The organism is Nonomuraea sp. NPDC048892 (assembly GCF_040649735.1).
In the GTDB taxonomy this organism is placed as follows: Bacteria; Actinomycetota; Actinomycetes; order Streptosporangiales; family Streptosporangiaceae; genus Nonomuraea; species Nonomuraea maheshkhaliensis.
The window spans coordinates 42,380-60,776 of the sequence record NZ_JBEZFZ010000031.1; the positions used below are offsets into that span (position 1 = coordinate 42,380).

Here is an 18,397-nt window from a genome sequence, read left to right on the forward strand (position 1 = left end):
GAAGCTCCCAGACGCCGTGTCCAGGACCCGGTTCGCTGATGGACCAGGGCGGAACGGGTCAGGCCGTCATCGTTGCAGCGTCAGCAGGCCCGGCCGGTAGGGCAGCAGGCCGTAGTCGCCGCCGGAGCCGGGGCTGCGGCCCTGGTAGAGCAGTTGCAGGTTGCAGGGGTCGACGGTGAAGGTCTGGTCGGCGCTGGTCCGGATGAGCTCGCCGTGGCTGATGTCGTTGGTCCAGGTGGCGCCGCTGTTGGCCTTGCCGGCGAAGGGGTTCGACTCGGTGGCGGCCTGCGGCGTCCAGGAGCCGTTCAGGCTGGTGGCGGTGAACGAGCGGAAGTAGCGGCCCTGCGAACCGATCGCCTCGACGATCATCAGGTACTTGTTCAGGCCCTGGAGCTTGTAGACCTGGACGGCCTCGAACAGGTTGTTCGTGCTGTCACTCATGATCACGGTCGAGGTGCTGCCGAAGCTGCCGGGGAAGTTCCCGATCGGCATGCTGGCCCGGTAGATCTTGCCGTTGTCGCCGGCGAAGAACAGGTACATGTTCGTGCTGTCACCGATGACCGTCTGGTCGATGGGGCCCGTGCCGGAGCCGGAGATGGTGCCGGAGAAGAGCGTCTGCTGTGCCGACCAGCCGTTCGGGTTGGTGGGGTCGCTGGAGGTGCGGTACGAGAAGGCGGTGCTGCCCCACTGGTAGGCCAGCACCCAGATGTTCCGCGGCGCGAAGTAGAACAACGTGGGTGCGACCGTGGCGTTGGACATCGCGTTCTGGCTCGCCGAGGCCATCTCCGACCAGTTGCCGAACAGGCCGAAGTTCATCGAGCCCCACCGGGTGCCCGTGTCGTGGGTGGTGGCGTACACGAGATGGCGGCCGTTGTAGGGGGCGACGGTGAAGTCCTTGAGCGAGACCCAGCCCGACCGCGGGTTCGCCAGCACGCCGGTCGACGACCAGCGGTAGGACGACGGAAGGTCGCACGTGCCGGGGTCGCTGCCGCCGCCGTCCACGCGGACGAGTTGCCATTGCTGGTTGGCGCCGCCCCAGTCGTCGTACTGGACGATGTTGGCGTTGTCGGTGGTGGCGGCGCCTTGGACTTCGAGGGCTTTGCCGCTGTGGCGGGAGATGAGTCTGACGTGGCCGTCGCTGCTGTCGGCGAGTCGCCATTGCTGGTTGGTGCCGTTGAGGTCGGCCCATTGGACGATGGCGCCGCCGTTGGTGGTGGAGAAGCCGGAGACGTCGAGGACCTTGCCGGAGTGGCGGGATTTGACGCGGTAGTAGCCGCCGCCGGAGTCGACGAACTGCCACTGCTGCTGGTTCTGGTTGTTGCGGCTCCATTGGGTGATGCGGGCGCCGTCGTTGGTGGCCAGGTTGTAGACATCCAGCGCCTTGCCGCTGTTGCGGTTGACGAGGACGTACCAGGCGTTCGTGTCGACGGTGGCGGCGCCGGCGGGTTGCGTGGCGATGAGCAGGCTCGCCAGTAAGGTGGCCACCGCCGCCAGGACGGTCGGGAATCTGAATCTCACGGCTGTGCCTTTCGGTCAGGGAGTGGTGAGGTCGAAGCGGCGCACGGTGATCGCGCCGCCGAGGGACTGGGTGGCGTAGTTGAAGATCCCGAAGCGGTAGCCCATGAAGAACTGCCAGGCGTTGTTCAATGTGAACGCCGGGCCGAGACTCACGAACGTGCTGCCGTCGGTGCTGTAGGAGAAGCGGGCTTGCCGGCCGGACCCCGGCCGGATGTCGGCGGTCGCCCGCAGCCAGATCCGGCCGCCCGAGACGGTCGCGCTCGCCGCCTCGGTGCCGGTGCCGGTGGTCTGCCACGAGCTGTTCATGGTCAGGCCGTTGGTCATGACGACCCGGTTGACGCCGTTGTCGCGTTTGACGCCGATCCAGGCCGACTGGTCGCGCAGCATGGCCAGCCCGGCGCGGTCGCCGTTGCCCATCTGGGTGTAGTCGAGTTCGATCGTGGCCGTGGACGACGGGCCCTGGATGCGGTGGGTCAGCGTGTTCCGGGCGTTGTAGAGGTCGCCGGTGACGGTCGCGGTCTGCAGGCGCAGGCCGTTACCGGTGGAGAAGCGGCTGGTGTCGGGGTTGTGGTTCCACTCCCATCGGTGGCCGAGACTGCCCGAGGTGAAGGTGTCGGGGCCGGTCATGGAGGCGACGGTGCGGCTGGTCTGGATGTTCGGCTTGGGGTAGGTGGCTCCCCAGCCGCCGTTGACGGTCTGGAGGGTGGGCCAGTCGCCGGTCCAGGTGATCGGTGCGAGGGCGGGCACGCGGCCGCCTGGGTAGGCGTCCACGAACGACATGTAGTACCAGTCGCCGTTCTGCGTCTGGACGAGCCCGCCCTGGTGCGGGACGCCGCCGCCGGAGATGGGGCCGGGCAGGTTCAGCAGGACCTGGCGCATCTCGTACGGGCCCCACGGCGAGGTGGAGCGGAGCACGTACTGGCCGTTGGCGGGGCGGGTCAGCCAGATGTAGTAGTAGCCGTTCCGCTTGTAGAACCGGGCACCCTCCAGGGTGCCGACGCTGCTCGGGGTCTGGAACACCTGCTGGGCCCGCACCTGGCCGAGCCCGTCGGCCGAGAGTTGGGCGACGCTGATGGTGCCGTTGCCGTAGGCGACGTACATGGTGTCGTCGTTGTCGATCAGCAGGCCGGCGTCGTAGTAGCAGTTGTTGATCTGCGAGCGCTTGGTCCAGGTGCCGTCCACGGCGGAGGCGGTGTAGACGTAGGTGCGGTTGAACTCGACGCAGCCGATCCAGTAGTACGTGCTGGTGCTGGGCCGGTAGTTCAGGGTCGAGGCCCAGATGCCCTTCACGTACGCCCGGCCGCCGTTGAGGTCGTACGCGCCCGACCCGAAGTCGAGCCTCGGCACCGAGTGGCCGGCGTACTCCCAGTCGACCAGGTTGTACGAGCGCAGGATCGGCGCGCCCGGCGAGTAGTGCATCGTGGAGGCCGAGTAGTAGTAGGCGTCGCCGACCCGGATGATGTCGCCGTCGGCGAAGTCCTGCCAGACGACCGGGTTGCTGAAGCCGCTGCTGCCGCCGCCGTCCACGCGGACGAGTTGCCATTGCTGGTTGGCGCCGCCCCAGTCGTCGTACTGGACGATGTTGGCGTTGTCGGTGGTGGCGGCGCCTTGGACTTCGAGGGCTTTGCCGCTGTGGCGGGAGATGAGTCTGACGTGGCCGTCGCTGCTGTCGGCGAGTCGCCATTGCTGGTTGGTGCCGTTGAGGTCGGCCCATTGGACGATGGCGCCGCCGTTGGTGGTGGAGAAGCCGGAGACGTCGAGGACCTTGCCGGAGTGGCGGGATTTGACGCGGTAGTAGCCGCCGCCGGAGTCGACGAACTGCCACTGCTGCTGGTTCTGGTTGTTGCGGCTCCATTGGGTGATGCGGGCGCCGTCGTTGGTGGCCAGGTTGTAGACGTCCAGCGCCTTGCCGCTGTTGCGGTTGACGAGGACGTACCAGGCGTTCGTGTCGACCGTCGCGGCCGACGCCTGAGGCGGGAGGAACACCCCGACGATGAGCAGGGACGACAGGATCGCGAGCAGGCGCCTCACAGAAACCTCCAGAGATTGGTGTCGGCCCCGTTGTCGTCGGCGAGCACGACCTGCGCGCCCTGCGCTGCGCCGGCCAGGCCGAGGACCCGGCCACCGTTGGCGCACTGGACGCGGAAGGCGGCGCCCGTCCCGTAGCGCAGCCGCCAGCGGTGGTCGGCGGTGCCGTTGTCGGCCCACTGCACGACGCGCGAGCCGCCGGCGGTGCCCATGTTCTCCACGCCCAGCACCTTCTGGCTGTGGGAGTTACGCAGCCGCAGGTAGCCGCCGGCGTCGGTGACCGCCGTCCACAGGTGGTCGGTGGTACCGCTGTCGCCCCACTGGACGACGAGCGCGCCGTCGGCCGTGGACATGCCGGTGACGCCGAGCACCATGCCGGTGCCCACGTTCTGCAGGCGGCGCGCGCCGTTCGGCATGAAACGCCACTGGTTGTCCGGGCTGCCGTTGTCGGCATCCTGCACCACTTGGGCGCCGTTGGCCGTCGAGCCGCTCCGGACGCCGAGCAGCTTGCCGCTGTGCGCGTTGCGGATCTTGACGGAGCCGTCGCCGGTGTCGGTGACCGTCCAGCGGTGATCGGCGGTGCCGGTGTCGCCCCACTGGAGCACACGGGCGTCGTCGGCCGTCGACATGTTCTCGACGCCGAGCACCTTGCCGCTGTGGGCGTTGCGGAAGCGCAGGGCGCCGCCGTCGACGACCGGGATCCAGTCGTGGTCGGCGGTGCCGTTGTCGGTCCACTGCAGGGCCGGGCCCCCGTCGGCGGTGGACATGCTCTCGATGCCGAGTACCAGGCCGCTGGCCGTGTTGACCAGCCGGAAGCTCGCCGCGCCCGCGTCGGACCTGCCGCTCGTGTTCCAGTAGACGACGTAGTTGTGGTCGTGGGCGTCGTAGAACGGCTCCAGCCGCACCTGCGCCCCGCCGGCCGTGGCCGTGAAAGTCAGGGCGGAGGCGCTGGTCCGGGAGATCGAGGAAGGGGTCAGGACGGGGGCCGCCGACAGGGCGGTGTCGCCGTAGTCGCCCGACAACACGAGCGGGCCGTAGGTGACGGCCTGCAGATCCGGATTGTCGTTGGCGGCCTTCATGACCACCCGCATGGGCAGCCGTACGGTCACGGTGTCGCCTGCCGTCCACGACCGGGTGAGGTCGGCGTACGTGCCCGGTGTCGTGGCGATGCTCTGCTGGACGCCGTTGACGCTGATCGTCGCGTCCTGCGTCCAGGCCGGGATGCGGACGCGCATCGACCACGACCCGCTCACGTTGCCGGTGACCCGCAGCGACGTGGTGTCACTCGCGGGGTAGGAGGTCGTCTGGGTGATCGTGATGCCGCGACCGCTCCAGTCGAGCGTGGAGGGCACGAACAGATTCACGAACAGGGTGGTGCCGTCGTGGAAGTAGATCGAGTCCATCAGCTTGGTGTTGGTCTCGATCCCGGTGCCCTGGCAGCACCAGAAGGAGTTGTAGTCCGTGCTCCAGGTGCCGCCGCCCCAGGCCGGGCCGACGCCGCGGCGCCCGCCGGGGTTGAGCGGGGTGAAGTAGGTGACGTGCCCGTGCGCGTCGGCCGGGCGCTGCTGGCCGAGGAGGTGGTTGAACAGGGCGTTCTCGTAGTAGTCGAAGTAGTCGGCCCGCCCGGGTGACAGCAGCCACAGCTCCCGGGTCAGCTTGAGCATGTTGTAGGTGTTGCACGCCTCGCCGGTGTCCCTGGTCAGATGGCCGGCGATCGCGTTGGGGGCGCGGAAGTGCTCGGCCCGGCTGTTGGAGCCGTTCGCGTACGTGTGCGCGCCGACGGTGATGGACCAGGCGTTGACGGCGATGTCCCGGTAGCGGGTCGTGCCCGTCGCCTTGTACTCGCGGGCCGCCCCGATCCATTTGGGCACCTGCGTGTTGGCGTGCAGGCCGTCGAGCCGGTCCTGGCCCGCGGCCAGCGGGTCGAACACGGCCGCGTGGTCGAACCGCCGGGCAGTGGCCAGCCAGCGGGAGTCGCCCGTCATCTGGTACAGGTCCGTCAGCACCGCGTTCATGCCGCCGAACTCGGTGCCGAGCATGGCCTGCATCTGGCTCGTGCTCAGCCGGGACGTGCGGGTGTCCACCCATCCGGCCAGGGCCAGCAGCACGGTCCTGGCCTGCGTGTTGCCGATCAGCCGCCAGACGTCCAGCAGCCCGGCCATGGTCTTGTGGACGCAGTAGTACGGCACGTTGCCGTTGCTCAGCGTGCGGTTCTCCACGGCGGTGATGTCCGACTCGGGAAAGCCGGACAGGTAACCGCTGGTGAACCCGGCGGCGCCGTTGTTGGCCTGGCATTTCGCCAGCTCGGCCACCATGTGGGTGGCCTTGTCCCGGCAGGTGGTGTCGCCGAGCACCGCGTACGCCTGCGCCCACGCCGTCAGGAAGTGGCCCTGCATGTGGGAACGGAACGGGAAGGTGGGCGCGTCCCAGCCGCCGTTGGCCGCCGCGCCGCCGGTGGACAGCCGGTGGTTGGCGCGGAAGACGTACAGGAGCCGGTCGACGTCGACGAAGCGCAGGTAGCTCAGTGTGCGGTTCTGATTGTCCAGGAGGCGGCCGGAGGCCAGCCGGACCTGGCCGAGGTCGAACTCGTAGGCCGACACGCCGAGGTCTGATCTGGCCCAGGGGATCGCGGCCAGGGCGGGGGACATGCCGGTCGACTGGCCGGTGGCCGAGAGCGCTGCGGTCGTGCCCGCGGCCTGCAGAAGCCGGCGGCGGCTCAAGGACATGCGGACTCCTTGGCTTCCCAATGTGATGTTAGCGCTAACATTCCGGGTTGCAGGGGTACGGGGGTCTCCTCCGGTGAGGGCGTTGTGGCGGAGTACATCCGACGGTCCGGCCTGACGTCAACGAGGGGAAGCCCCTGCCGACCCGGGTTGCGCCGCGGAACTCGCGGGAACGCCCGTCCTGCCTGGAGTTTCTCGTCTCCGGGGATATCACGGCGCACCGCCCGTGCAAGTGAAAGTTTCACAGGAGTTATCGGTTGGCAAGAGATAACTTGCGAAGAATTCGAAGTTACGTTGCGGAGGAGTCGTGCTCGCATCGGCGGAGCCGCCCGGCCGGACGGGCGACGCGGTGGCCGGCGAGGCGGGTTGAGCTCTTCACGCTGGACTGGTCCTGAATGCTGCCGCAGTAGGCCTGACGTGGTGAAAGGCACCCGCCGGGTGCGGGGTGCGATACCGCGAGGCGCGTTCTGCGGCGCGGGCGGCGGGGGCCGGGGAGCGTTGGTGCGAACTCGATGATCTTAGTTAATTTTCCGGCCGCGCCTGGTTGACGAGTCGCGTCAGAGGCCTTTACCTTCCTCCAGGAAGTCGGCCGCGACATCCCGCACCACTCGTCCAGAGCCCGCACGCCCGTCCAGAGCCCGCACGCCCGTGCGGAGAACGAGAGCGTTATGTCGGATTTATCGCGAAGACAAGTGCTGAGGTTCGGCGCGGCCGGTGCCGGAGCCGCGATGGTGCCGCTGTCCTGGACGGCCGCCGCCCGGGCCGCCCCGGCGCCCCCTGCGGAGGTGCGCGCCGCCGGCGACCTGGCCCTGTGGTACGACGAGAGCGCCGGTACGGACTGGCTGAGAGCGCTGCCGATCGGCAACGGCCGCCTGGGCGCCATGGTGTTCGGCGGCACCGACACCGAGCGGCTGCAGCTCAACGAGGACACCGTCTGGGCGGGCGGGCCGTACGACCAGAGCAACCCCCGAGGCGCAGCGGCGCTGGGGCGGATCAGGGAGCTGGTGTTCCAGAACCAGTGGGCCCAGGCCCAGGCCCTGATCGACCAGAACATGCTCGGCGCCCCGGCCGGCCAACTGGCCTACCAGACCGTCGGCGACCTGCGCCTGACGTTCGGCGGCGCCGGCGGCGTCTCGGAGTACCGCCGCCATCTGGACCTGACCACGGCCACCACGGCCGTGTCCTACCTGCGCAACGGTGTGCGCTACCGGCGCGAGGCACTCGCGAGCGCGCCCGACCAGGTTATCGCCATCCGCCTGACCGCCGACAGGCCCGGCTCGATCACGTTCTCCGCGACGTTCGGCAGCCCTCAGCGCACGACGCGCACCAGCCCGGACGGGTCCACCGTGGCGCTCGAGGGCGTCTCCGGAGACATGGAGGGCGTAACCGGCTCCGTCAGGTTCCTCGCCCTGGCCCGGGCCGTCGCCGAGGGCGGCGGCGTCAGCAGTTCCGGCGGGACGCTGCAGGTCCGCGACGCCGACAGCGTGACCGTGCTGATCTCCATCGGCTCCAGCCGCGTCGACTGGCGCGACGTCGGCGGCGACCACCAGGCCATCGCCCGGCGCCATCTCGACGCCGCGGCCGGCCGGGCCTACGACGACCTGCGCGAGCGGCACGTCGCCGACTACCGGCGGCTGTTCGAGCGCACGACGCTCGACCTCGGCCGTACCGCGGCCGCCGACCAGCCGACCGACGTACGGATCGCGCAGCACGCGAGCACCGACGACCCGCAGTTCTCCGCGCTGCTGTTCCAGTTCGGCCGTTACCTGCTGATCTCCTCCTCCCGGCCCGGCACCCAACCGGCCAACCTGCAGGGCATCTGGAACGACTCGCTGACGCCGGCGTGGGACTCCAAGTACACGATCAACGCCAACCTGCCGATGAACTACTGGCCGGCCGACACCACGAACCTGGCGGAATGCTACGAGCCGGTCTTCGCGATGATCGAGGACCTCACGGTCAGCGGCGCCCGCACGGCCCGGGCGCAGTACGACGCCGGCGGCTGGATGACCCACCACAACACCGACGCCTGGCGGGGGACGTCGGTCGTGGACGGCGCGTTCTGGGGCATGTGGCAGACCGGCGGCGCCTGGCTGGCCACCCTGATCTGGGACCACTACACCTTCACCGGCGACCTCGACTTCCTCCGGCGGTACTACCCGGCCATGAAGGGCGCCGCGCAGTTCTTCCTCGACACCCTCGTACGCGAACCGAATCTCGGCTACCTGGTCACGAACCCGTCGAACTCACCGGAGCTGGGCCATCACCAGGACGCCAGCGTCTGCGCCGGGCCCACGATGGACAACCAGATCCTGCGCGACCTGTTCGACGGCTGCGCCAAGGCCGCTCAGAAGCTCGGCACCGACGCCGGCTTCAGGACGCAGGTCCTGGCTGCCCGCGACCGGCTGCCGCCGATGAAGATCGGCTCGCGCGGCAACATCCAGGAGTGGCTGTACGACTGGATCGAGCCCGAGACCAACCACCGGCACGTCTCCCACCTCTACGGCCTGCACCCGAGCAACCAGATCACCAGACGCGGCACCCCGGCCCTGCACACCGCCGCCCGGCGCACCCTCGAACTACGCGGCGACGACGGCACCGGCTGGTCACTCGCCTGGAAGATCAACTACTGGGCGCGCCTGGAGGAGGGAAGCCGGGCGCACGCGCTGCTCCGCCTCCTGGTCCGGACGGACCGGCTCGCGCCCAACCTGTTCGACCTGCATCCCCCGTTCCAGATCGACGGCAACTTCGGCGCCACGTCCGGCATCGCCGAGATGCTGCTGCAGAGCCACACCGGCGAGCTGCACGTGCTGCCGGCCCTGCCGTCCGCCTGGCCGGCCGGCACGGTGCGGGGCCTGCGCGGACGCGGCGGCCACACCGTGGACGCGACCTGGAGGTCCGGCGCGGCCACCGACGTCGTCATCGGCTTCGACCGGGACGCGACGGTCAATGTCCGCAGCCGCTCGTTCGCCGGAACCGTCCAGGTGACCGACACCACGACCGGCGGCGCCGTCACGGTCACCCGCCCCGAGCCGGACGTCGTCACCCTGATCGGCACGGCCGGCCGCGCCTACCGCGTCACGGTGACCGCCGCACCCGCCGCCTACGTCCGCATCGCCAACGTCACCACCGGCCTCGTCCTGGACAGCGGCGGCAACGTCGCCGCCGGTTCGGTGCTCAAGCAGTGGACCTACGACGGCAGCACCAACCTGCAGTGGCAGCTCCTCGACCTGGGCGGCGGCTGGTACCGCATCGTCAACCGCACCAACGGCATGGTCATCGACAGCTGGGGCGCCACCGCGAACGGCGCGAGCGCGCGGCAGGCGCCCTGGAACGGCGGCGACAACCAGCAGTGGCGGCTCAACGCGGTGACACAAGGGCGGTATCAGATCATCAACCGGGGCACCGGGACCGCTCTCGACGGGATGGGCAACGGCGCCGCCGGCTCCACCGTGGCGATGTGGGCGCCGAACAGCAGCACCAACAACCAGTGGACCATCATCTCCTGACGGTCGGTCGGGCCTTCACGCCGGTGCGCCGGGGACGATCGTGCTAGCGCCGCAGGCGGACGGGGTCGGCCGTGCCGTCGCGGCGCACGATCCAGGCCTCGGTGATGTGCTGGAACATCGCCTCGGCGGCGCCCTCGGGATCGTGGGCGGCGACGCGCTCGTAGATGCGGCGGTGGCCCTGGTTCGAGGCCACGCACAGGGCCCGCTCGGTCCGGCCCAGGTAGCGGGCGGTGTTGACGACCTGGCCTTCCAGCGACCGCACGACGCCACGCGCGATGCGGTTGCCCGACGCCCGCATGATCGTGTCGTGGAAGGCGCGGTCGCTCTCGGCGTACGTGACCGGGTCGTCCACGAGTTCGTCCATCCCATCGACCAGGGTGCGCAGCCGGTCGATGGTGTCGGGCCCGGCCAGGCGGGCGGCGACGTTGGCCATGTCGGACTCCAGCACGCGCCGCGTGACGACGAGGTCGTCGAGGATCGCCAGGCTCTCGTCCTCGGCGATGGTCGCGGTGAGGACGAGCTCGTCGAGCATGTCCCACGTCGCCGGCGGGGTCACCATGGTGCCGGAGCCCTGGCGGACCTGCACCAGCCCCTTCTCCTGGAGGATCTTCACCGCCTCGCGCACGACGGTGCGGCTCACGGCGAACGCCTCGCACAGGGCGGGCTCGGGCGGCAGCGAGGTGCCCGGCGGGTGCACACCGCGCACGATGCGTTCCACCAGCTCGGCCGTCACCGCTCTGGCCAGACTCGCCGGGCGGCGTACCCAGGCCGGTTGCGCCGGGACACTGCCGATCGATTCCCGCGATGCCGTCATTTCGCCTCCGCTGACCCGGCAAGCAGTATACGCGAGACTCTCTTGCCGTCAGACGTCATACGAATTATGTTTGCCCGAGTCGGCCGGATCCGGTGGCCGCTCCCGGAAGGCGGGCAACGATGCAGCAGCGAACGTTATGGTCGGCTCTGATGGCCGTGGCACTGACCGTGGCGGGCTGCGGAAGCGCCACCCGGACGGAGTCACCGTCCGGACAGGCGTCGCAACCGCAGCAGAAGCTGGTGGTCTGGGACTGGAAGTCCGGGGAGGCGGCCGCCGCCACCTACATCGAGCAGGCCAGGGCGGACTTCGCCAAGCGGCACCCGGGCGTCACCGTCGAGTTCGTCGCCCAGCCGTTCGACCAGTACTACACCCTGCTCGGCACGGCGATCCAGACCGGCAAGGGGCCCGACGTCATGCTCTTCAACGGAGGGGGGCAGATCCGCGACCGGGCCGACGCGCTCCTCCCGCTGGACCCGTACGTGGCCCAGGACAAGAGCCGGCTGGCGGGCTGGGACGCCTTCAGCAAGGACGGCAAGGTCTACGCCGCGCCGGTGACCCTGCAGGGCCACCCGATCTACTACAACAAGGCGCTGTACGAGCGGGCCGGCCTCGACCCGGCCGCCCCGCCCAAGACATGGAGCGAGTTCGTCAGCGGCTGTGCCGCCGTCAAGAAGGCGACCGGGGCCGCCTGCTTCGCGCTCGGCAACAAAGAGGGCTTCGGCATCCAGTTCTTCCTGTCAGGCCTCGGATCCGGTGTCCTCACCCCCAAGGAGTACGACGACTGGATCGCCGGCAAGCGCGACTGGAACTCTCCCGGCGTGAAGCGGATCTTCGAGCTGTGGAAGGACGTCGGCGACAAGGGGCTCAACAACGACGGCGCCAACTCCACCGCGATGTTCAGCGACGTGTTCCGCGTCTTCGAGACCGGTAAGGCCGCTCACATCATCGGCCTCATGTCGGATATCGGGCACTGGAACGACTTCAAGGAGTTCCTGCCGCCCGACAAGATCGGGGTCATGCGGGCGCCGGTCGTCACCGACGGGGCCGTTCCGAGCCTCCCGTACGACGGCGGCATCGGCTACGCGGTCGCGAAATGGACGAAGACCCCCGACCTGGCCGCCGACCTGGTGCGATCCCTGACCTCCACCGGTGCGCTGACGGCGTTCTATGGCAAGGCCGGTGCGATCGTGTCCGACACGACGATCGACGTCTCGCAGGCCGGCCCGGCCGTCGCCACGATCACCGCCCAGATCGAGACCGGCAGGCCCGCCCTGCACGTGGCGCTGTCCTCCAAGACCCTCGACGTGATGGGCCGGCTGTCCCAGCAGCTGCTGAGCGGGTCGACCACCGTGGACAAGGCTCTGGAGCAGCTGGCCGCCTCCGACCGGAAGGGCTGACCGCGTGCGGACCGCAGAGCCGTCGACGTCAGCGCTGGCGGAGCGCCTGGCACCCTACGTCCTGGTGGCCCCGGCCGTGCTGATCATCGTGGCGCTGCGGCTGTGGCCGCTGGCCCTGGGCGTCAACTTCTCCTTCACCGGCGACGGCGAGCTCAACGGCACCCCCGTCGGACTGGGCAACTACCTGGAGCTGGCCGCCGACCCGCTGTTCCGCGTCTCGCTGCGCAACGTCGGGCTGCTGGTCCTGCTGCTGCCGGTGGCCGTGGCGATCCCGGGCCTGCTCGCGACCTTCATCTACCTGCGTGTGCCGGGCCACCGGGTCTACCGCAGCGTCTACTTCTTCCCGGCCGTGCTCTCACCGGTGATCGTCGGCGCGATCTTCAACCTCATGCTCGGGTACGACGGCCCGTTGAACTTCCTGCTCGGGACGGTCGGCGCCGGCCCCGTCGACTGGCTCGGCGATCCGGGCATCGCCATGTTCACGGTCGTCGGCGTGCACGTCTGGGCGACCTTCGGGATGGCCCTGGTGGTGTTCCTCGCCGGATTCAGCACCTTGGACTCCTCGTTGCTGGACGCCGCCCGCGTGGACGGCGCGTCGCTCCGCCAGTCGATCTGGCACGTGATCATCCCGAGCCTGACCCGTACCATCCAGTTCGTCTTCGTGACGACGATGATCGGCATGCTGACGTCCATGTTCGGCCTGCTCTTCGTCATGACCAGCGGCGGCCCGGAGGGCGCCACCTATCTGCCGGAGTACTACATCTGGCATCAGCAGGGACAGCTGAACCGGCCGGCGCTCGCCTCCGCCGCCTCGACGGTGCTCTTCGTCGTCATGCTCGTGGTCGGGCTGCTGCAGATCACGCTGCTCCGGCGCGCGGGAAGGCAGGACTGATGCCCGGGGGACGCCTGGCCAGGTGGGCGGCCACCGTGCCGATGGCCGGTCTCGCGCTGGCGACGATCTATCCGCTCGTGTTCACCGCCAACGTCGCGATGAAGACCCGTCGCGACTACGTCCTCGACCGGTTTGCCCCGGCGGGCGCCTTGCGCTGGGACAACATCGCCGAGGCGTGGACCGGCGCCGGGATGGGGCGCTACTTCGTCAACTCGTTCGTCGTCGTCGCCTGTGCCGTGGCGCTGCTGCTCCTGCTGGGGTCGATGGCGGGCTTCGCGCTGGCCCGGTTGCGGTTCCGCGGTTCTTCGATGATCTTCCTGGGCTGTCTCGCCGGGCTGTTCATCCCGTTCCAGGTGATCATGGTCCCGCTCACCCGGGTCATGGCCGACAGCGGGCTCGTCGACACCTATCCAGGGCTGATCCTGGCCTACGTCGCCCAGTATCTGCCGTTCACCGTCTTCCTGATGACGAGCCACTACCGGACCATCCCGGCGGAGATCGTCGACGCGGCCAGGATCGACGGCAACTCGGTGTACGGCGTCTACCGGCGGATCATGCTCCCGCTGGGCGCGCCCGCGCTGCTGTCGGTCGGCATCCTCGACGCCCTGTTCTGCTGGAACGACGTGCTCATCGCCCTGCTCATGATGCCGTCGCCGGAACACCGCACCCTCATGATCGGGGTCAACGCGCTGCGCGGGCAGTACTCCGGCGACATTCCCACCTTCGCCTCGGGTGTCCTGATCGCCGCGGTACCCGTACTGATGATCTATCTGTTCCTCCAGCGGCAGATCGCCGACGGCGTCACCGCCGGTTCCACGAAAGGCTGACATGCGGATCACGGGGTATCGCACCATGACGACGGTCCAGGAATGGGGCCGTCCCGTCGGGGACGTCAACGGCGTCTTCGCCGACGGAACCGTCCCGGTGCCGCTCGTCCTTGTGGACACCGACGAGGGGATCACTGGAGTCGGCCTCGGGCCGCAGGTGGAGATCGACACCGTCTTCGCCGCGATCGAGGGTGAGGACCCGCGCGGGGTGACCGCGCTCTACGACCGCATGCTGCGGCGGACCTTCAAGGCCGGCCACGCCGGCGCCGTCTTCGGCACGATCGGGGCGCTCGACACCGCCCTGTGGGACATCAAGGCCCAGGCGGCCGGTGAGCCGCTCTGGCGCCTGCTCGGCGGGCGCGATCGGCGGGTGCCCGCCTACGCCTCCGGCCTCGACATCGGCCTGACCGACGACGAACTCGTCGCGGTCTACCAGGTCTACGCCCAGCACGGGCTCCGCGCGGCCAAGATCAAGGGTGGCCTCGACATCGAACGCGACCGGCGCCGCCTGATGCTGGTCCGCGATGTCCTGACCGAGGCCGGGCAGGGCGCGCGGCCGGGCCTCATGCTCGACGTGAACGAGGCCTGGACCCGCAAGCAGGCCGTCCGTCACGTCTGCGAGCTCGAACGCACGCTGGATCTCACCTGGATCGAGGAGCCGGTACGGCGGTGGGACGCCGAGGGCCTGGCCACCGTCGGCCGCGGGATCCGCGCCTCCGTCGCCACCGGGGAGAACCTCACCGGGCTGGAGCAGTTCCGCCCGCTGCTGGCCGCGGGGGCCGTGGACATCGTCCAGACGGCCGTCGTCTGGGGGGTGTCCCACTTCCTGCGGGTCTCCGCGCTGGCGCACGCGCACGACCTGCCGGTCAGCCCGATCGGCGGCACGCCCGTCGCGCTGCTGCACGCCGCCACGTCGGTGCCGAACCACCTGGCCAGCGAGTTACAGAATCTGCACCCGCCGCTCGGGCTGTCCCTCGACCTGCACATCGAAGACGGCGCGGTCGTCCTCGGCGACGCGCCGGGCCTCGGCGTCACGGTCGACGAGCAGGCGGTCGGCGCCTTCCACCGGTCGGCCGCCAGGACGGCGGAGAGCCCCGACGTCCGGCCGGAGCACGCCGGACGGCGGCTGCTGGCGGTCGCCGACCACTCCTTCCCAGCACGGTCACCACGATGAGCCGGCCCCGCTCCCGCCCGCTCGGACCCGCCCCGCCAGCCGCGCGCGGCCCACGCCGATCCGGGCCGGCCGCCTCACCGGCCGCCTCACCGGGCCGAGAAGAGGCGCTGCTGGATCTCCCTGCGGTAGTCGGCGAGGGTGTTGTCGATGTGTGTGGCCGCCGCCTGTGCGGCCGCTTCCGGATCGCCGGCGCGGATGGCGCGGTGGATCGCGTCGTGCTCCTCGACCGCCTTGGCGGCGTGCCCGCCCACCGAGCCGCGCAGGCCGATGAGGCTCGACTGCGCTTGCAGCCTGCGCGCCTCCCGCACGGCGACCTGGAGGAACATGTTGTGCGAGGCGGTGGCGACGGCGGTGTGGAAGGCGTCGTCGCCCTCGTTGAACAGGTCTTCGCGCCCGGTCTCGAAGCCTTGGCGGCACAGGGCGGCGGCTTCCTCGATGGCCCTCAGCTCGGCCGGGGTGGCGCGGCGGGCGGCCAGTCGGCTGGTCTCCATCTCCTGCGCCTGGCGGAACTCGAACAGCATGTAGACGTGGTCGAGGTCGGTCGGAAGGAAGAAGGACCCCCGGCGCCCGGAGCCGAACATCCCCTCGTCGTCGGCCACGTACAGCCCGCGGCCCTTCTGGGCGCGCACCCGGCCCAGCGCGGAGAGGATCTTCACCGCCTCGCGCACCACGGTGCGGCTGGTGCCCAGCCGCCGGGCCAGCTCGTTCTCGGTCGGCATGCGGTCGCCAGGACGCAGGCCGAGCTCGACGATCAGTTCCAGCACCTGCTCGGCCGCCACCTCGTAGCCCGGCCGGTATCCGCTCTCGCGGGGAGTGTCGGTCACCGTGCTCCCTCCTCGCCGTTCCCTGCCTGAGTATGACTGATGGACCGAAATCCCCGAGGCTTGGCCGATGATGAGTACGACTTATATGAACGGTTCATTCGCGACCGATCGATGCGGAAACGCGCCACTCTCAGAATAACCGCAGATGAACACGACTATCGCAGCAGCGAGATCGCAGGGTGCGGGCGTGGAGCCAGGAGATAAGCCCGCCTAATCCCTTGACGGGCTCTCAAGATCTGACGGTAATGGGGAGGCAGGCCGGCGCCCCCACCCCCCGGAGGAACGACTGTGCCCTCACCCTCGCCCGTCACGCCGCCGAGACCCACCGTGATCGGCCTCGTGACCGCCGTGCTCGCCGCGGCGTTCGTCATGATCGCCCCCGCTCCGGCGCTCGCCGCCACCACGACCCTCCACGCCGCACCGTCCGGCAGCGGCACCGCCTGCACCTCCGCCCAGCCGTGCGCGCTGTCCGCGGTGCAGGCGGCGGTACGTGCGCTGAACGCCGGGATGTCCGGTGACATCGTCGTCGAGCTGGCCGGCGGGGTGTACCGGCTCTCCGCACCGCTCCGGCTGACCGCCGCCGACTCCGGCTCCAACGGGTACACGGTCACGTGGCGGGCCGCGGAGGGAGCCGTTCCGGTCATCAGTGGGGCCAGGGCGGTCACCGGCTGGTCACTGGCCGATTCCGGCAGGAACATCTGGCGCGCCGGCGTCGGAGCCGGGATCGACACCCGGCAGCTGTACGTCGACGGCGCGCTCGCCACCCGGGCGCGCACTGCCGTCAACCGGTCCGACTTCACCGCCGGCAGCACCGGAATGAGGTTCACCAGCGGCGCGCTGAGCTACCTGAACAACCTCACCGGCCAGGGCCGGATCGAGATGGAGAGCGTCGGCTCCTTCACCGACCGGTACGCGCCCGTGCGGAGCATCGGCGGCAACCTCATCACCATGCGGCAGCCCGCCTGGAGCAACAACAACTTCGGCTACGACACCTTCACCAGCCCGCACCGGGCGGGGCCGCTCTACCTGGTCAACGCCTACGAGTTCCTCGACTCGCCGGGGGAGTGGTACCTCGACCCCGCGACCGGCGCCCTGTCCTACATCCCGCTCGCCGGGCAGAACATGGCCGACATCAGCGTGGAGCTGCCGGTGCTGCAGTCGCTGGTACAGGTCGGGGGCACCTATGACGCGCCCGCGCACCACATCACGTTCAGCGGGATCACCTTCACCGGCACCAGCTGGCTCGGCCCGAGCGGCGACCAGGGCTACGTGGACCAGCAGACCGGCGCCTACATCGCCGGCGACTGGAACCGGCCCGCCTTCACCTCCTGCCACCAGGGCTGCCGCGAGTTCGAGGCGACCCGGCCGAACTGGTTCCAGATGCCCGCCGCCGTGCAGGTCTCCGCGGCCGACACCATCACCTTCACCGGCTCGCGCTTCGTCAACCTGGGACAGACCGCCATCGGCATCGGCAACGACGCCAACGCGCACGCCAGCGGGGTCGGCCTGGGCGCCACCGGCATCACGGTCACCCGGTCGGAGATCGCCCACAGCTCCGCCGGCGGCATCGTGGCCGGCGGCGTGCGCGCCGACGCGCACCACCCGGGCGACCCGCGCATGGTCAACCGGAACATCACCGTCAGTCACAACCGCATCCACGACCTCGGCCTGGACCACCGTGGCGTCGTCTCGGTCTTGACCACGTACGTCACCGGCACCGACGTGTCCCACAACGAGGTCTACAACCTGCCCTACACCGGCATGTCGATCGGGTACGGCTGGGGCGCCAACGAGCCGGGCGGCAGCGACCACTACGCCCAGCGCGGCCTGTACGACTTCCAGCCCCGCTACACCACGCCCACCACCGCCTCCGGCAACCGGCTCGTCGGCAACTATGTGCACGACGTCATGCGTCAGATGACCGACGGCGGCTGCATCTACACGCTCTCGTGGAACCCGGGCGCGCTGATCAGCGACAACCACTGCCTGCGCACCAACGGCTGGTTCGGCGTCTATTTCGACGAGGGCTCCAGGTACTACACCGTCAGGAACAACGTGCTGTCCAGCACCGGTACCTGGGCCACCGCCAACTACTGGTACGGCGAGAACATGGGCGACTTCACCGTCACCGGCAACTGGTCCACCAACGGGAGCACGAACGTGACCAACGGCGACCGCGGCAACGTGGTGAACGGCAACGTCACCGTCTCCGGCGGATCCTGGCCGGCCGGCGCCCAGGCGGTGATCGCCGCCGCCGGGCCCGAAGGCGCACCTTCCGGCGGCACCGGCGCGCTGAAGAACGCGGGGTCGAACCGCTGCCTGGATGTCAACGGCGCCTCACAGGCCAACGGCGCGCAGGCCCAGCTCTGGGACTGCCACGGCCAGGCCAACCAGCAGTGGACCCAGACCGGCGCCGGTGAGCTGCGCGTCTACGGCACCAAGTGCCTGGACGTGAACGGGGCCGGCACCGCCGACGGCACCGCGGTGATCATCTGGGACTGCAACGGCCAGAACAACCAGAAGTGGCGGCTCAACGCCGACGGCACGATCACCGCCGTCGGCGCGGACAAGTGCCTGGACGTGCCCGGCACCGCCAACGGCGCCAAGGCACGCATCAGGACCTGTACCGGCGGCGCCGACCAGAAGTGGTCCCGCACCTGACACCGTCCGACCGGTCTTCCTGTCGCAGGA

At 69.8% G+C, this 18,397-nt stretch carries 11 protein-coding genes; 6 read left to right on the top strand and 5 right to left on the bottom strand.

Translation table 11 applies throughout. The features are described from left to right. Positions 1-66 precede the first annotated feature (66 nt). From AB0C28_RS48570 to AB0C28_RS48580, 3 genes are read right to left on the bottom strand one after another with little or no spacing between them, the layout of a single operon-like run. Entirely contained in the window at positions 67-1,518 is a 1,452-nt protein-coding gene (locus tag AB0C28_RS48570) for a non-reducing end alpha-L-arabinofuranosidase family hydrolase (RefSeq protein ID WP_357862233.1), read from the bottom strand. Between the two features lie 15 nt (positions 1,519-1,533). Further along, positions 1,534-3,549 carry an RICIN domain-containing protein gene (locus AB0C28_RS48575; protein ID WP_357862235.1) on the bottom strand — a complete coding sequence of 672 codons (2,016 nt, stop codon included), beginning with the start codon at positions 3,547-3,549 and terminating at the stop codon, positions 1,534-1,536. After that, positions 3,546-6,272 carry a beta-L-arabinofuranosidase domain-containing protein gene (locus tag AB0C28_RS48580; protein ID WP_358083163.1) on the bottom strand — a complete coding sequence of 909 codons (2,727 nt, stop codon included), beginning with the start codon at positions 6,270-6,272 and terminating at the stop codon, positions 3,546-3,548. Before AB0C28_RS48580 ends, AB0C28_RS48575 begins: the two co-directional genes overlap by 4 nt. Before the next feature lie 689 nt (positions 6,273-6,961). On the opposite strand from AB0C28_RS48580, the gene AB0C28_RS48585 reads away from it, so the two are divergent. Beyond that, positions 6,962-9,778, top strand: a complete 2,817-nt coding sequence (locus tag AB0C28_RS48585; protein WP_357862239.1) for a glycoside hydrolase N-terminal domain-containing protein — start codon at positions 6,962-6,964, stop codon at positions 9,776-9,778. Positions 9,779-9,821: 43 nt separating this feature from the next. On the opposite strand, the gene AB0C28_RS48590 is transcribed toward AB0C28_RS48585, so the two are convergent. Then, the gene (locus AB0C28_RS48590; protein WP_357862241.1) at positions 9,822-10,592 is read right to left on the bottom strand and encodes a FadR/GntR family transcriptional regulator; all 771 of its coding nucleotides are present in this window, start codon (positions 10,590-10,592) and stop codon (positions 9,822-9,824) included. 149 nt (positions 10,593-10,741) lie between these two features. Here AB0C28_RS48590 and AB0C28_RS48595 point away from each other — a divergent pair, with 149 nt between their 5' ends. The 4 genes from AB0C28_RS48595 to AB0C28_RS48610 are packed head-to-tail and all read left to right on the top strand — an operon-like array spanning position 10,742 to position 14,882. After that, entirely contained in the window at positions 10,742-11,989 is a 1,248-nt protein-coding gene (locus AB0C28_RS48595; RefSeq protein ID WP_357862243.1) for an extracellular solute-binding protein, read from the top strand. A 4-nt stretch (positions 11,990-11,993) separates the two neighbouring features. After that, positions 11,994-12,881 carry a sugar ABC transporter permease gene (locus AB0C28_RS48600; RefSeq protein WP_357862245.1) on the top strand — a complete coding sequence of 296 codons (888 nt, stop codon included), beginning with the start codon at positions 11,994-11,996 and terminating at the stop codon, positions 12,879-12,881. Beyond that, positions 12,881-13,708 carry a carbohydrate ABC transporter permease gene (locus AB0C28_RS48605; RefSeq protein ID WP_357862247.1) on the top strand — a complete coding sequence of 276 codons (828 nt, stop codon included), beginning with the start codon at positions 12,881-12,883 and terminating at the stop codon, positions 13,706-13,708. The genes AB0C28_RS48600 and AB0C28_RS48605 overlap by 1 nt, the downstream gene beginning before the upstream one ends. Before the next feature lie 25 nt (positions 13,709-13,733). Next, positions 13,734-14,882 carry a mandelate racemase/muconate lactonizing enzyme family protein gene (locus tag AB0C28_RS48610; RefSeq protein ID WP_358083166.1) on the top strand — a complete coding sequence of 383 codons (1,149 nt, stop codon included), beginning with the start codon at positions 13,734-13,736 and terminating at the stop codon, positions 14,880-14,882. Between the two features lie 86 nt (positions 14,883-14,968). Here the strand turns inward: AB0C28_RS48610 and AB0C28_RS48615 are convergent, their stop codons facing one another. Next, positions 14,969-15,706, bottom strand: a complete 738-nt coding sequence (locus AB0C28_RS48615) for a FadR/GntR family transcriptional regulator (RefSeq protein WP_346105168.1) — start codon at positions 15,704-15,706, stop codon at positions 14,969-14,971. Positions 15,707-15,994: 288 nt separating this feature from the next. On the opposite strand from AB0C28_RS48615, the gene AB0C28_RS48620 reads away from it, so the two are divergent. Further along, positions 15,995-18,367: an RICIN domain-containing protein gene (locus AB0C28_RS48620; protein WP_358083169.1), complete on the top strand. Its 2,373-nt coding sequence runs from the start codon at positions 15,995-15,997 to the stop codon at positions 18,365-18,367. Positions 18,368-18,397 lie beyond the last annotated feature (30 nt).